The sequence below is a fragment of the Micromonospora sp. CPCC 205554 genome (assembly GCF_036902745.1).
GTDB classification, from domain to species: Bacteria; Actinomycetota; Actinomycetes; order Mycobacteriales; family Micromonosporaceae; genus Micromonospora; species Micromonospora tulbaghiae.
The window spans coordinates 1-13,352 of the sequence record NZ_JBAKHP010000010.1 but is presented as its reverse complement, the minus strand read 5'-3'; the positions used below and the strand labels follow the sequence as shown (position 1 = coordinate 13,352).

Genomic DNA, 13,352 nt, shown 5'->3' with positions numbered 1-13,352 from the left:
CCCGGACAGAACGTGCACAACGGGGCACGTCAAGGGCCACAAGTGCAAGATCGCCGGCGCGGGGCGCGCGCGGGGCCCGGGGGGCGGGGCGGGTCAGTTCGGGTGTTCGGCGCCTCGGGCTATGTTGCGGGCCATGCCGCCGAAGACGACCGCGTGGAACGGGGCCACCGAGGCCCAGTAGAGGTGGCCGGGCAGGCCGCGCGGGAGGAACACGGCGCGCTGGACGTATCTGCTGCGGCCGTCCCCGTCCGGCTCGGCGCGCATCTCCAGCCAGGCCCGGCCGGGCAGCCGCATCTCGGCCCGCAGCCGCAGCAGCTCACCCGGGACGATCTCCTCGACCCGCCAGAAGTCCAGCGCCTCGCCGACCTGGAGCCGGTGCGGGTCGCGCCGGCCCCGCCGTAGCCCGACGCCGCCGATCAGGCGGTCCATCCAGCCGCGCACCGACCAGGCGAGCGGGAACGAGTACCAGCCGTTCTCGCCGCCGACGCCCTCGATGACCCGCCACAGCGCCGCCGGTGGCGCGTCCACCGTCCGTTCCCGCAGATCGGTGTACGCGGTGCCGCCGGACCAGCGCGGGTCCGACGGCAGCGGCTCGGCGGGCGCGTCCGGCCCGCTCGCGTTCGACCAGCGCGTCTCCACCTGCGCGTCGCGCACCTTGGTCAGCGCCAGCGCGACCGCCTGGTCGAAGCCGGTCAGCCCGTCCGGCGGGTCCGGCACGTACCGGGCGATGTCGTGCTCGTGCGCCACCGCCTCGTGCACCAGGCTCTCCACCAGCGGCCGGGCGATCGCGTTCGGCACCGGGGTGATCAGGCCGACCCAGTGCGAGGAGAGCGACGGGGTGAGCGGGCGTACCGGCAGGATGACCCGGGGCCGCAGCCCGGCCACCCGGGCGTAGCGCTGCATCATGTCGCTGAAGGTCAGCACGTCCGGGCCGCCGATGTCGAAGGCCCGGTTGACGTCGGCCGGAAGGTGCGCGCACCCGGCCAGGTAGCGCAGCACGTCCCGGACCGCGATCGGCTGGATCCGGTTGCGCACCCAGCGCGGGGTGACCATCGCCGGGAGCCGCTCGGTCAGGTAGCGGAGCATCTCGAACGAGGCCGAACCGGATCCGATGATCACGGCGGCGCGCAGCACCGCTGTGGGCACGCCGCTGTCCAGCAGGATCCGCGCGACCTCCGCCCGGGAGCGCAGGTGCGCCGAGGGCAGGCCGTCGCGCTCCGGCGGCTCCGGCCCACCGAGGTACACGATCCGGCGTACGCCTGCGGCGCGCGCCGCCTCGGCGAAGTTCGTCGCCGCCTCCCGGTCGGCCGCCTCGAAACCATGCTGGCCCAGCGAGTGGACCAGGTAGTACGCGACCTCGATGCCCGCGAACACGGTCGGCAGCGTCTCCGGCCGCCGCAGGTCGCCCTCGACGACCTCCGCCTCGGCCGCCCACGGCACGTCCCGCAGGCGCCCGGCGGTGCGGGCCAGGCAGCGTACGGTGTGCCCTTCGGCCAGCAGCCGGGGCGCGAGGCGTCCGCCGATGTAGCCGGTAGCGCCGGTGACGAGGCATCTCACGGCATCCAGTGTGCGGCTCCGTAGACTCCTTCGCTGTGGAGAACGCGAGGGACACCTTCTGGGGACCGGACTTCCAGCAGCTCAGTGCCGTCGACCCGGAGATCGCCGAGGTGGTGCTGGGCGAGCTGGACCGGTTGCGCGGCGGCCTGCAACTGATCGCCAGCGAGAACCTCACCTCGCCGGCCGTGCTGGCCGCGCTCGGTTCCACGCTCACCAACAAGTACGCCGAGGGCTACCCGGGACGGCGCTACTACGGCGGCTGCGCCGAGGTGGACCGGGCCGAGGAACTGGCCGTCTCCCGGGCGAAGGAGCTGTTCGGCGCCGAGCACGCGAACGTCCAGCCGCACTCCGGGGCGAGCGCCAACCTGGCCGCGTACGCCGCGCTGGTGCAGCCGGGTGACACGGTGCTGGCCATGGATCTGCCGCACGGCGGGCACCTGACCCACGGCAGCCGGGTGAACTTCTCCGGCAAGTGGTTCCACCCGGTCGGCTACACCGTCCGGCGGGACACCGGGACGATCGACTACGACGAGGTACGCGACCTGGCCCGCGCGCACCGGCCGAAGATGATCATCTGCGGCGCGACCGCGTACCCACGCCTGATCGACTTCGCCCGCTTCCGGGAGATCGCCGACGAGGTCGACGCGTACCTGATGGTGGACGCCGCCCACTTCATCGGCCTGGTCGCCGGCGGTGCCATCCCGTCCCCGGTGCCGTACGCCGACGTGGTCACCGCGACCACCCACAAGGTGCTGCGCGGCCCGCGCGGCGGCATGATCCTCTGCCGGGAGCCGCTGGCGGCCCGGATCGACAAGGCGGTCTTCCCGTTCACCCAGGGCGGCCCGCTGATGCACGCCGTCGCGGCCAAGGCGGTCGCGCTGCGCGAGGCCGCGCAGCCGGAGTTCCGCACGTACGCCGCGCAGGTGGTCGCCAACGCCCGCGCGCTCGCCGACGGACTGGCCGCGGACGGGCTGCCGCCGGTCTCCGGCGGCACCGACACCCACCTGGCCCTGCTCGACCTGCGCGAGACCGGCGTGACCGGCGCCCAGGCCGAGGCCCGCTGCGACGCCGCCGGCATCACGCTCAACAAGAACGCCGTCCCGTACGACCCGCAGCCGCCGGCGGTGGCCTCCGGCATCCGGGTGGGCTCGCCGAGCGTCACCACCCAGGGCATGCGGGAGGGGGAGATGCGCCGGATCGCCACGCTGATCGGGCGTGCGGTGCGGACCGATCCGGAGTCCCCCGGGGGTGGCGACGAGCTGACCCGGATCGCCGCCGACGTGACCGCGCTGGTCACCGAGTTCCCGGCGTACCCCCGTGGCTGAGCCCGGGACGCGCGCGGCGGAGGAGACCGCGGACCACGGCTGGCGACTGCGTCATCTGCCCGTGCTGCTGGCCGCGGTGGCGGTGCTCGCCGCTGTCGCGGCGGTGGCCGGCGGGGTGTGGCGCGGCGCGGACGGCGCGCTCGGCGCGGCGGCCGGGGTGGCCGTCACAGCGGCGAGCTACACGCTGACCACTGTGGTCCTGGCCTGGGCGGACTCCAAGGACCCGCAGCTCGTGCTGCCGTTCGGGCTGGGCCTCTACGTCGCCAAGATCACCGCGCTCGGCGGGGTGATGGTGCTGGTCGCCTCGACCGGCTGGCCGGGACTGATTCCGTTCTGTCTCGGCATCGCCGCGGGAGTCGTCGTGTGGACCGGCGTGCACGTCTGGTGGCTGACCACGGTCCACGCCCGACGGCTGCCGCACTGAGCCGTCCCACCCTTCGGGCGACGCGTGGTTCTGTCCGCGATCGGTCATTCTCTCAGTGGCGGGGGAGGAGTACCGTGCCTCCAGACGACTTCGCCCGCCCGTGTCCCACACAACCAGGTTGTGCGGGGGGTGAGGCACAGCCTCTTCTGCTCGACTGATATCGTTCGCCCCGTCATGGCCGGTGACCAGAAACCCCCCGACACTGGCGGCCCGGGCGACGTTCCGTCCGGTGCCGGTCAGGGTTGGACCGCGCTCTCATACCTCATCGGGGGCATGCTCGTCTGGGGTTTCATCGGCTGGCTGGTCGACCGTTGGCTCGATACCGGCGGCGTCGCCACCGGTATCGGGGTCGTGCTCGGCATGGCCGGGGGGATCATCCTGGTCGTCCGCCGACTGGGCACGCCTACTTAGGAAGGGACGCGGTGTTCGGACAGGCGAACGTCCTGGCTCAGGGCCAGGCGGAATTCCCACCCAGTGTGGGGGACTTCTACCTGCCCAGCATCCTGCCCTGGGGTGCGGAGAACTCGTACTGGTTCACCAAGATCACGGCGATGGTGTGGATCGCCGTCGGCGTGCTGATCATCTTCTTCCTGGCCACGTACCGGAAGCCGCAGCTCGTTCCCACCAAGAAGCAGTGGTTCGCCGAGTCGATCTACGGCTTCGTGCGCAACAACATCGCGGTGGACATGATCGGGCACGCGGGAGTGCGGTTCGCGCCGTACTTCACCACGCTCTTCTGCTTCATCCTGCTGACGAACTTCTTCGCGATCGTGCCGTTCTTCCAGATCTCGCCGAACTCGCACATCGCCTTCCCGGCCATCCTCGCCGTGATCAGCTACGTGATGTTCAACTGGGTCGGCATCCGGCACCACGGCTTCGTGAAGTACTTCAAGAACTCTCTGGTCCCGCCGGCGCCCTGGTACATCCTGCCGCTGCTGATCCCGATCGAGTTCTTCTCGACGTTCCTGGTGCGGCCGTTCTCGCTGGCCGTCCGTCTCTTCGCGAACATGTTCGCCGGCCACATGCTCCTGCTGGTCTTCACGCTCGGCGGGTTCGCCATGCTCAGCGCCAACGTCTGGCTGGCACCGGTCTCGGTGCTGTCCTGGGTGATGACGATCGCGCTGACCTTCCTCGAGTTCCTGGTGATCTGTCTGCAGGCGTACGTCTTCACGGTGCTGACCGCCAGCTACGTGCAGGGCGCCCTCGCCGACGAGCACTGATCCGATCTTTCGCACCAACCGTTGTCGTCCCGCGTGACCGTCACGCGTGATAACCAGGAGGAACCAACCAATGGACATCTACGCCGCGGTAGAGGGCAGCACCGCCGCCATCGGCTACGGTCTCGCGGCCATCGGCCCGGGCATCGGCGTGGGCCTGGTCTTCTCGGCCTACATCCAGTCGACCGCCCGCCAGCCGGAGTCGTCCCGGATGACCCTTCCGTACGTCTGGATCGGCTTCGCCGTCATCGAGGCGCTGGCGCTGCTGGGCATCGCCTTCGGCTTCATCTGGGCCGGCTGAACCAGCCCCTTTGACCGGGAGGTTTTCCCATGTACTTCCTCGCCGCTGAGGGTGGTGAGACGACCCACAACCCGATCATTCCTGTCTGGCAGGAGATCGTGGTCGGGCTGGTCGCCTTCGGTGTCCTCTGCTTCGTGCTGATGAAGTTCGTCTTCCCGCGCATGGAGCAGACGTTCCAGGCCCGGGTGGACGCGATCGAGGGCGGCATCAAGCGAGCCGAGGCCGCGCAGGCCGAGGCGAACCAGCTGCTCGAGCAGTACCGGGCCCAGCTCGCGGAGGCGCGTACCGACGCCGCCAAGATCCGTGACGACGCCCGGGCCGACGCCGAGGGCATCCGCCAGGACATCCTCGCCAAGGCGCGCGAGGAGTCCGACCGGATCATCGCCGCCGGCAAGGAGCAGCTCGCCGCGGAGCGGGCCACCATCGTGCGCGAGCTGCGCACCGAGGTCGGCACCATCGCGGTGGACCTGGCCAGCAAGATCGTCGGTGAGTCGCTGGCCGACGAGGCGCGTCGCAAGGGCACCGTCGACCGGTTCCTGAGCGGTCTCGAGAGCACGGGGGCCCGCTGATGCAGGCCGCCAGCCGGGAGTCGTACTCCGCCGGGGCCGAGCGCCTCGACGCGTACGCCCGCGGCGCGGAGCCGTCGGCGGTGGCCTCCACCGCCGACGACATCCTCTCCGTCGCCGCCCTGCTGCGGCGTGAGCCGCGGCTGCGCCGGGCGCTGTCCGACCCGGCGCGCTCGGGCGAGGACCGCGCCGCTCTGCTCACCGGGATCCTGGGCGGCAAGGTCGGCGCGGACGCGCTCGACCTGCTGACGACGATGGTCTCCGGTCGCTGGTCGGCCCCGTCGGAGCTGCTCGACGGCGTCGAGCGGCTCGGCGTGGAGGCGCTCCTGGCGAGCGCCGACTCGACCGGCGAGCTGGGCGAGGTCGAGGACGAGCTGTTCCGCTTCGGGCAGGTCGTCTCCGGCTCCGGCGAGTTGTCCAACGCGCTCTCCGACCCGATGGCCACTGTCGAGCGGCGGGCCGAACTGGCCCGGCAGCTGCTCGCCGGCAAGGCCCGCCCGGTCACCGTCCGCCTCGTCGAGGCCGCGCTCGCCGGCTTCGGGGGACGCTCCTTCACCGGTGCGCTCACCCGGCTGGTCGAGCTGGCCGCCGACCGGCGGGACCGTCAGGTCGCGTACGTGACCGTGGCGGCTCCGCTGAACGACGAGGAGGAGCGACGCCTCGGCGCCCGCCTCTCCCAGATGTACGGTCGGGAGGTGTCCGTCAAGCAGACGGTCGACCCCGACGTGCTCGGCGGAGTGCGCGTACGGGTCGGATCCGACCTGTACGACGGGACCGTCCTGCGCCGCCTCAACGAGACCCGCAACGCGCTCGCGAAGCGCTGACCAGCGTCTTAGCAGCCCTGATTCGACGCCATCGGACCGGTCGGTACTAGGTATCCCGGGCCCCTGATACTTAAGGAAGCAGAGGATGGCCGAGCTGACCATCTCGACGGAGGAGATCCGCGGCGCCCTGGAGCGCTACGTCTCCTCCTACACGGCCGACGTCTCCCGCGAGGAGGTCGGCACCGTCGCCGACGCCGGTGACGGCATCGCCCACGTCGAGGGTCTCCCCTCGACCATGACCAACGAGCTCCTGGAGTTCGAGGACGGCACGCTCGGCGTGGCGCTGAACCTCGACGTCCGGGAGATCGGTGTCGTCGTCCTCGGTGACTTCGGCGGGATCGAAGAGGGGCAGCGCGTCAAGCGCACCGGCCGGGTGCTCTCCGTGCCGGTCGGCGACGCGTTCCTCGGCCGCGTGGTGAACGCGCTCGGCGAGCCGATCGACGGCCTCGGCGACATCGCCAACGAGGGCTTCCGCGAGCTGGAGCTCCAGGCCCCGAACGTGATGTCCCGCAAGTCGGTCGACGAGCCGCTCCAGACGGGCATCAAGGCCGTCGACGCGATGACCCCGATCGGCCGCGGCCAGCGCCAGCTGATCATCGGTGACCGCAAGACCGGCAAGACCACCGTCGCCCTGGACACCATCCTCAACCAGCGCGAGAACTGGCGCTCCGGCGACCCGAAGAAGCAGGTTCGCTGCATCTACGTCGCGATCGGCCAGAAGGCCTCCACCATCGCCTCCATCAAGGGGACGCTGGAGGAGGCGGGCGCGATGGAGTACACCACCATCGTCGCCTCCCCGGCCTCCGACCCGGCCGGCTTCAAGTACCTCGCCCCCTACACCGGCTCGTCCATCGGACAGCACTGGATGTACGGCGGCAAGCACGTCCTGATCGTCTTCGACGACCTGAGCAAGCAGGCCGAGGCGTACCGCGCCGTGTCGCTGCTGCTGCGCCGCCCGCCGGGCCGCGAGGCCTACCCGGGTGACGTCTTCTACCTGCACTCGCGTCTGCTGGAGCGCTGCGCCAAGCTCTCCGACGAGCTGGGCGGCGGCTCGATGACCGGTCTGCCGATCATCGAGACCAAGGCGAACGACATCTCGGCGTTCATCCCGACCAACGTCATCTCCATCACCGACGGCCAGATCTTCCTGGAGACCGACCTGTTCAACCAGGGCGTCCGGCCGGCCATCAACGTCGGCACCTCGGTCTCCCGGGTCGGTGGCGCCGCGCAGGTGAAGCCGATGAAGAAGGTCGCCGGCTCGCTGCGGCTGAACCTGGCCCAGTTCCGCGAGCTGGAGGCGTTCGCCGCCTTCGCCTCCGACCTGGACCGGGCCTCCCGGGCCCAGCTGGACCGCGGTTCCCGCCTGGTCGAGCTGCTCAAGCAGCCGAACTACTCGCCGTACCCGGTGCAGGAGCAGGTCGTCTCCGTCTGGGCCGGCACCGAGGGCAAGCTCGACGACGTCCCGGTCGGCGAGGTCCGCCGCTTCGAGTCCGAGTTCCTCCAGTACCTCCGCCACAAGCACGAGGGCGTCCTGGCCGGGATCGCGGACAACAAGTGGGACGACGAGATCATCTCCTCGCTCGACTCCGCGATCGCCGAGTTCAAGCAGGTCTTCCTGGGCAAGGAGGACGAGGTCCGGGTCAACGACGCGCCGGCCAAGCCGCTGGAGGGCGAGGAGACCCGCGAGACGGTGACCCGCTTCCGCGACGGCAGCACCGACCGCCCGGCCGAGAGCTGATCCGATGGCCGCCCAGGTACGCGTTCTCCGGCAGCGGATCCGTTCCGCCAAGGGGATGAAGAAGATCACCAAGGCGATGGAGCTCGTCGCGACGAGCCGCATCGCCAAGGCCCAGGCCAAGGTGGCGGCCTCGCTGCCGTACGCCGAGGCGATCACCGGCGTGCTGACGGCGCTGGCCTCGAACGCGCGGATCGACCACCCGCTGCTCACCCCGCGCGAGCGGGTGCGGCGGGCGGGCGTCCTGCTGGTCACCGCCGACCGGGGCCTGGCCGGTGGTTACAGCTCGAACGCGATCCGGACCGCCGAGTCGCTGATCGCCCGCCTGCGCGCCGACGGCAAGGAGCCCGTGCTCTACGTCATCGGCCGCAAGGGCGTGGCGTTCTACCGGTTCCGCAACCGGCAGATCGCCGCCAGCTGGACGGGCTTCTCCGAGCAGCCGACGTTCGAGGACGCCCGCGAGGTCGGTGAGACGCTGATCAAGGCGTTCACCGCGGGCGCGGACGACACGGACAACGACGCCGGCGCCGACGGGATCCTCGGCGTGGACGAGCTGCACATCGTCTACACCGAGTTCAAGTCCCTGATGACGCAGAACCCGGTGACCCGGATCGTCGGTCCGATGCAGGTCGAGGACCGGCCCCGGTCCGAGGGCCTGCTGCCGGCGTACGAGTTCGAGCCGGAGCCGGAGTCGCTGCTCGACGCCCTGCTGCCGAAGTACATCAACACGCGGATCTTCGCGGCGTTGCTGGAGTCGGCGGCCAGTGAGTCGGCCGCCCGCCGGCGGGCGATGAAGAGCGCCACCGACAACGCCGAAGAGATGATCGAGAAGTACACGCGTGAGATGAACTCGGCCCGTCAGGCCGGCATCACCCAGGAGATCAGTGAGATCGTCGGCGGCGCGAACGCGCTGGCCGCGTCGGGAAGTGAAGTGTGATGACTGTATCCGCAGTTGAGACCAAGACGGCCACGGGTCGCGTGGTCCGGGTCATCGGCCCGGTCGTCGACGCCGAGTTCCCGCGCGACGCCATGCCGGAGCTGTTCAACGCCCTGCACGTCAACGTGACGCTCTCCGGCGGCGAGAAGACGCTGACCCTGGAGGTCGCCCAGCACCTGGGTGACAACCTGGTCCGCGCCATCTCGATGCAGCCGACCGACGGCCTGGTCCGCGGCACCGAGGTGCGCGACACCGGTGCGCCGATCAGCGTGCCGGTGGGCGACGCGGTCAAGGGCCACGTGTTCAACGCGATCGGCGAGTGCCTCAACCTCACCGAGGGTGAGACCATCCAGGCCGACGACCGGTGGGGCATCCACCGCAAGGCCCCGGCCTTCGCCGACCTGGAGCCGAAGACCGAGATGCTGGAGACCGGCATCAAGGTCATCGACCTGCTCGCCCCGTACGTCAAGGGCGGCAAGATCGGCCTGTTCGGCGGTGCCGGCGTGGGCAAGACGGTGCTCATCCAGGAGATGATCACCCGTGTGGCCCGGAACTTCGGTGGTACCTCGGTCTTCGCCGGCGTGGGTGAGCGCACCCGCGAGGGCAACGACCTCATCGCCGAGATGACCGAGTCGGGCGTCATCGACAAGACCGCGCTGGTCTACGGCCAGATGGACGAGCCGCCGGGCACCCGCCTGCGGGTCGCGCTGTCCGCGCTGACCATGGCGGAGTACTTCCGTGACGTGAAGAAGCAGGAGGTGCTGCTCTTCATCGACAACATCTTCCGCTTCACCCAGGCCGGTTCCGAGGTCTCCACGCTGCTCGGCCGCATGCCGAGCGCCGTGGGTTACCAGCCGACCCTGGCCGACGAGATGGGCGAGCTCCAGGAGCGGATCACCTCCGTCCGGGGCCAGGCCATCACCTCGATGCAGGCGATCTACGTGCCCGCCGACGACTACACCGACCCGGCGCCGGCCACCACGTTCGCCCACCTCGACGCGACCACGAACCTGGAGCGGTCGATCTCCGACAAGGGCATCTACCCGGCCGTGGACCCGCTGGCGTCCTCGTCCCGGATCCTCGCCCCGGAGTTCGTCGGCGAGGAGCACTTCGCCGTCGCCACCGAGGTGAAGCGGATCCTGCAGCGCTACAAGGACCTGCAGGACATCATCGCCATCCTCGGTATCGAGGAGCTCTCCGAGGAGGACAAGCTCACCGTCGGCCGCGCCCGCCGGATCGAGCGGTTCCTCTCGCAGAACACGTACGCGGCGGAGCAGTTCACCGGCGTGCCCGGCTCGACGGTCCCGATCGCCGAGACCATCGACGCCTTCCGCCGGATCAGCGAGGGGGAGTTCGACCACTTCCCGGAGCAGGCGTTCTTCATGTGCGGCGGCCTGGACGACCTCCGGGCCAAGGCCAAGGAGCTGATGGGCGAGGAGGGCTGAGAGCCCGCTCACACCCACGAGGGCCGTCCCGGCGAAAGCCGGGGCGGCCCTCGCCTTTTCCGGCCACTGCACTACCAGATGCCCGGTTCTCCGGCAAGCAGTTCGCCGGATCGCGCGGTACCGTTCCTGACACGACTTCACATCCCGGCCGTTGATCTCTGCAACCAAACGGACCCCCGCGCCCGTCTTCCTACCCGTGGGCGCGACGATTGGAGATGCTCGTGGGTGGTAAGGGCGGCGCGGATCGCGGGAAGCGGTCCATGTGGCGCGGTGTGCCCCGGTGGGCCCGCGTCTGCACGATCCTGGGCATCGTCATGGTAGTGCTCAGCGGCTCCGTGCTGATCGGCTCCCGCGCCCTGGTCGCCCGCTACGAGGGGTCGGTGGGCAAGGCCGACCTCTTCGGTGACCAGGCCGCCGGCGCCAACGAGAAGAAGAGCGACATCAAGGGCCCGCTCAACATCCTGCTCGTCGGCGTGGACCCCCGCACGTCGACCGCCCGCCCGCTGGCCGACTCGATCATGGTCCTGCACGTGCCCGCCACCATGGACCGCGGCTATCTCTTCTCGCTCCCGCGCGACCTGCGGGTGGACATCCCGGCGTTCCCCAAGGCCGACTACGCGGGCGCCAACGACCGGCTCAACGCGGCCATGTCGCACGGCAGCAACGTGCCCGGACAGAACCCCAGCACCGCGCAGGGCTTCGAGCTGCTCGCCAAGACCGTGCAGGACGTCACCGGCATCAAGCGCTTCGACGCCGGCGCGATCATCAACTTCAGCGGGTTCAAGAAGATCGTCGACGCCATGGGCGGTGTCGACATGTACATCGAGCGGGAGGTGCGCTCCGAGCACCTCCAGCCGGACGGCACGCCGCGCCAGCTCCGGCCCGGCGGCGGTGGCTACCTCGGCCCGCAGGCCGTGTACGAGAAGGGCAACGCCCACCTGGAGGGCTGGCAGGCGCTGGACTACGTCCGACAGCGCTACCCGAAGAACGGCGTGCCGGACGGCGACTACGGCCGGCAGCGGCACCAGCAGCAGTTCGTCAAGGCGATGGCGAGCCAGGCGTTCAGCGCCGACGTGGTGACCAACCCGGTCAAGCTGGACCGGGTGCTGCGTGCGGCCGGGAAGTCGCTGGTGTTCAACGGGCGCGGCAACAGCGTGGTGGACTTCGGGCTGGCCCTGAAGGACATCCGCCCGGACGCGATCGAGACGATCAAGCTGCCGGGTGGGGGGATCGGCACCGGCAGCAACTACCGGGGTGAGCAACTGCTCGAACCGGCGGAGGACTTCTTCACCGCCCTGCGTACCGAGCAGCTCGACGCTTTCCTGCTGGAGCACCCCGACTTCGTCCAGAAGACCAAGTAGCCTGAGCGGATGCGGGGCCGTGGTGGTCCGGCTCTCACCACCCGCGTTGGGTGGGCTGCGGGGGCGCGACTAGACTTTCGGCAATCCGCCGCCGCAGCAAGGAGACAGCGTGGCACAGCAGCTTCACGTCGAGCTCGTAGCCGTCGAGGAGAAGGTCTGGACCGGCGAGGCCGAGATGGTCGTCGCCCGGACGACCGAGGGTGAGCTCGGTGTGTTGCCGGGGCACGCACCTCTGCTCGGCCAGCTCGCCGAACCCAGCCAGGTACGCATCAAGCAGGCCGGTGGCCAGCAGGTCGCGTACGACGTGGCCGGCGGCTTCCTGTCGGTGACCGGTGAGGGCGTCACGGTCCTCGCCGAGAGCGCAACCCCCGCCACCCCGGCCCGCTGAGCCGACCCGCCGATGGAGATCGTCGAAGGGATCGGAATCGGCGTCGCGATCGTCGTCGTCGCGCTTCTGATCCTCTTCATCCGGCGGGCCCTGTTCACGCGTAGCGGTGGCATCATCCGGCTGAGCGTCCGGGTCAACACGATCCTCGACGGTCGTGGCTGGTCACCCGGGTTCGGTCGCTTCGTGGGCGACGAGCTCCGTTGGTATCGCATGTTCAGCTTCGCGCTGCGCCCCAAGCGGGTGCTGTCGCGTAAGGGGCTGGCGGTCGAGCGCCGCCGGCTGCCCGAGGGGCAGGAGCGCATGTCGATGCCCGCCGAGTGGGTGATCCTGCGCTGTACCAGTCACCACGCGCCGATCGAGATCGCCATGGCGCGATCCACCGTTACCGGATTCCTGTCCTGGCTCGAGGCCGCCCCACCCGGGGCGGTCTCGCCGCGTCTGGCCTCCCAGGACTGGCCCGCCGCCTGACCCCCGCGCGCCTCAGCTTCCGTCGATCTCGGACGTGTGACGCCCAGGCTGCCCGGTTCGCCCCCTTCGCGAGCCACCACAACTCCAAGATCGCCAAAGCGTCCCCGCAGCACCCCGTGATCTTGCACTTCAGTACCCCGCAAACCGCGCAAACAGGGCACGCGGAGGGCGCGAACTGCAAGATCGCGCGGGCGACCCGGCGACCCCTCCCGCTTCTGCTCCCGTTCCCGCTCCGCTCCGCTCCGCGCCAGCCCTGGCCCTGTGTGGGTCGATCATGAACTTAGCCGCGGTTGGTGTCCGTTTTGTCGCCGCTAACCTCATGATCGACGCCTTGGTGGTTGCCCGAGGGCTTGTTCGGCGGTGATCAAGGGGTTTGTGTCCTCGGCCGGGCCGGATGTCGACGCAAACTCCTTGATCACCGGGGGGTGTAGGGCGTGTTGCCTCGGCTGGGCCCGGGGGGTGTGGGTGGGGTGGGTGTCGGGTTCGGGGGTGGTCGGCGGCACTCCGACGGTGGAATGGCTGGCGGGTGGGTGGCGTTGTATCCGGGTGAACGACGAGCACCGGCTCGCCCCCCGAGCGGGGCGGCACCCGCAAAGCCCTGGGAATGACCCCCGGGCGGTTGGTCGTTGGGTGTGGTTCTGGTGACGTGAGTCGCGGGGAATGATCCCGGCGGGCTGGTCGTTGGACACGGTTCCGACGACGTGAACCCCCGCGTCTGCCTCCTCCGGTGGCGTGTACCGCCCCGGGAATGGTGGCGGGTGGTGGGTCGTTGGACATGCTTGCGGCGCCGCGCAGAGGCACCCC

At 70.3% G+C, this 13,352-nt stretch carries 14 protein-coding genes; 13 read left to right on the top strand and 1 reads right to left on the bottom strand.

The genetic code is table 11. The features are described from left to right. Positions 1-93: 93 nt before the first annotated feature. Positions 94-1,557, bottom strand: coding sequence for an SDR family oxidoreductase (locus V6U82_RS15675; RefSeq protein WP_334461868.1), 1,464 nt, complete (start codon positions 1,555-1,557; stop codon positions 94-96). A gap of 35 nt (positions 1,558-1,592) precedes the next feature. On the opposite strand from V6U82_RS15675, the gene glyA reads away from it, so the two are divergent. From glyA to V6U82_RS15610, 13 genes are all read left to right on the top strand, one after another. Then, complete coding sequence (gene glyA / locus V6U82_RS15670) at positions 1,593-2,882, top strand: serine hydroxymethyltransferase (RefSeq protein WP_334461866.1); 1,290 nt, start codon at positions 1,593-1,595, stop codon at positions 2,880-2,882. Then, complete coding sequence (locus V6U82_RS15665; protein ID WP_334461864.1) at positions 2,875-3,306, top strand: hypothetical protein; 432 nt, start codon at positions 2,875-2,877, stop codon at positions 3,304-3,306. The genes glyA and V6U82_RS15665 overlap by 8 nt, the downstream gene beginning before the upstream one ends. Positions 3,307-3,480: 174 nt before the next feature. Continuing rightward, complete coding sequence (locus V6U82_RS15660; RefSeq protein WP_091423295.1) at positions 3,481-3,717, top strand: AtpZ/AtpI family protein; 237 nt, start codon at positions 3,481-3,483, stop codon at positions 3,715-3,717. 11 nt (positions 3,718-3,728) lie between these two features. Then, the gene (gene atpB, locus V6U82_RS15655) at positions 3,729-4,526 is read left to right on the top strand and encodes a F0F1 ATP synthase subunit A (RefSeq protein ID WP_128136755.1); all 798 of its coding nucleotides are present in this window, start codon (positions 3,729-3,731) and stop codon (positions 4,524-4,526) included. A gap of 70 nt (positions 4,527-4,596) precedes the next feature. Next, positions 4,597-4,824: an ATP synthase F0 subunit C gene (locus tag V6U82_RS15650; protein WP_091422600.1), complete on the top strand. Its 228-nt coding sequence runs from the start codon at positions 4,597-4,599 to the stop codon at positions 4,822-4,824. A 29-nt stretch (positions 4,825-4,853) separates the two neighbouring features. After that, complete coding sequence (locus tag V6U82_RS15645) at positions 4,854-5,393, top strand: F0F1 ATP synthase subunit B (protein ID WP_091422605.1); 540 nt, start codon at positions 4,854-4,856, stop codon at positions 5,391-5,393. Next, positions 5,393-6,214, top strand: a complete 822-nt coding sequence (locus V6U82_RS15640; protein ID WP_128136756.1) for a F0F1 ATP synthase subunit delta — start codon at positions 5,393-5,395, stop codon at positions 6,212-6,214. Before V6U82_RS15645 ends, V6U82_RS15640 begins: the two co-directional genes overlap by 1 nt. Before the next feature lie 85 nt (positions 6,215-6,299). Further along, on the top strand, positions 6,300-7,952 hold the full coding sequence (gene atpA, locus V6U82_RS15635; protein WP_128136757.1) for a F0F1 ATP synthase subunit alpha: 1,653 nt from the start codon (positions 6,300-6,302) through the stop codon (positions 7,950-7,952). A 4-nt stretch (positions 7,953-7,956) separates the two neighbouring features. Continuing rightward, complete coding sequence (locus V6U82_RS15630; protein ID WP_120573382.1) at positions 7,957-8,886, top strand: F0F1 ATP synthase subunit gamma; 930 nt, start codon at positions 7,957-7,959, stop codon at positions 8,884-8,886. Beyond that, positions 8,886-10,331, top strand: a complete 1,446-nt coding sequence (gene atpD / locus V6U82_RS15625) for a F0F1 ATP synthase subunit beta (RefSeq protein WP_128136758.1) — start codon at positions 8,886-8,888, stop codon at positions 10,329-10,331. The genes V6U82_RS15630 and atpD overlap by 1 nt, the downstream gene beginning before the upstream one ends. 215 nt (positions 10,332-10,546) lie before the next feature. Continuing rightward, entirely contained in the window at positions 10,547-11,692 is a 1,146-nt protein-coding gene (locus V6U82_RS15620) for an LCP family protein (protein ID WP_128136759.1), read from the top strand. Between the two features lie 109 nt (positions 11,693-11,801). Continuing rightward, a complete protein-coding gene (locus V6U82_RS15615; protein WP_047893558.1) occupies positions 11,802-12,080 on the top strand; it encodes a F0F1 ATP synthase subunit epsilon in 279 nt (92 codons plus the stop codon). 12 nt (positions 12,081-12,092) lie between these two features. Beyond that, positions 12,093-12,548, top strand: a complete 456-nt coding sequence (locus V6U82_RS15610; protein ID WP_120573385.1) for a DUF2550 domain-containing protein — start codon at positions 12,093-12,095, stop codon at positions 12,546-12,548. Positions 12,549-13,352: the final 804 nt, after the last annotated feature.

Bases quoted from the DNA above. Each gene is read 5' to 3' on its own strand.
- V6U82_RS15660 (WP_091423295.1), top strand. From the start codon at position 3,481: ATGGCCGGTGACCAGAAACCCCCCGACACTGGCGGCCCGGGCGACGTT.
- V6U82_RS15650 (WP_091422600.1), top strand. From the start codon at position 4,597: ATGGACATCTACGCCGCGGTAGAGGGCAGCACCGCCGCCATCGGCTAC.
- V6U82_RS15645 (WP_091422605.1), top strand. From the start codon at position 4,854: ATGTACTTCCTCGCCGCTGAGGGTGGTGAGACGACCCACAACCCGATC.
- V6U82_RS15640 (WP_128136756.1), top strand. From the start codon at position 5,393: ATGCAGGCCGCCAGCCGGGAGTCGTACTCCGCCGGGGCCGAGCGCCTC.
- atpA (WP_128136757.1), top strand. From the start codon at position 6,300: ATGGCCGAGCTGACCATCTCGACGGAGGAGATCCGCGGCGCCCTGGAG.
- V6U82_RS15630 (WP_120573382.1), top strand. From the start codon at position 7,957: ATGGCCGCCCAGGTACGCGTTCTCCGGCAGCGGATCCGTTCCGCCAAG.
- atpD (WP_128136758.1), top strand. From the start codon at position 8,886: ATGACTGTATCCGCAGTTGAGACCAAGACGGCCACGGGTCGCGTGGTC.
- V6U82_RS15620 (WP_128136759.1), top strand. From the start codon at position 10,547: ATGCTCGTGGGTGGTAAGGGCGGCGCGGATCGCGGGAAGCGGTCCATG.
- V6U82_RS15610 (WP_120573385.1), top strand. From the start codon at position 12,093: ATGGAGATCGTCGAAGGGATCGGAATCGGCGTCGCGATCGTCGTCGTC.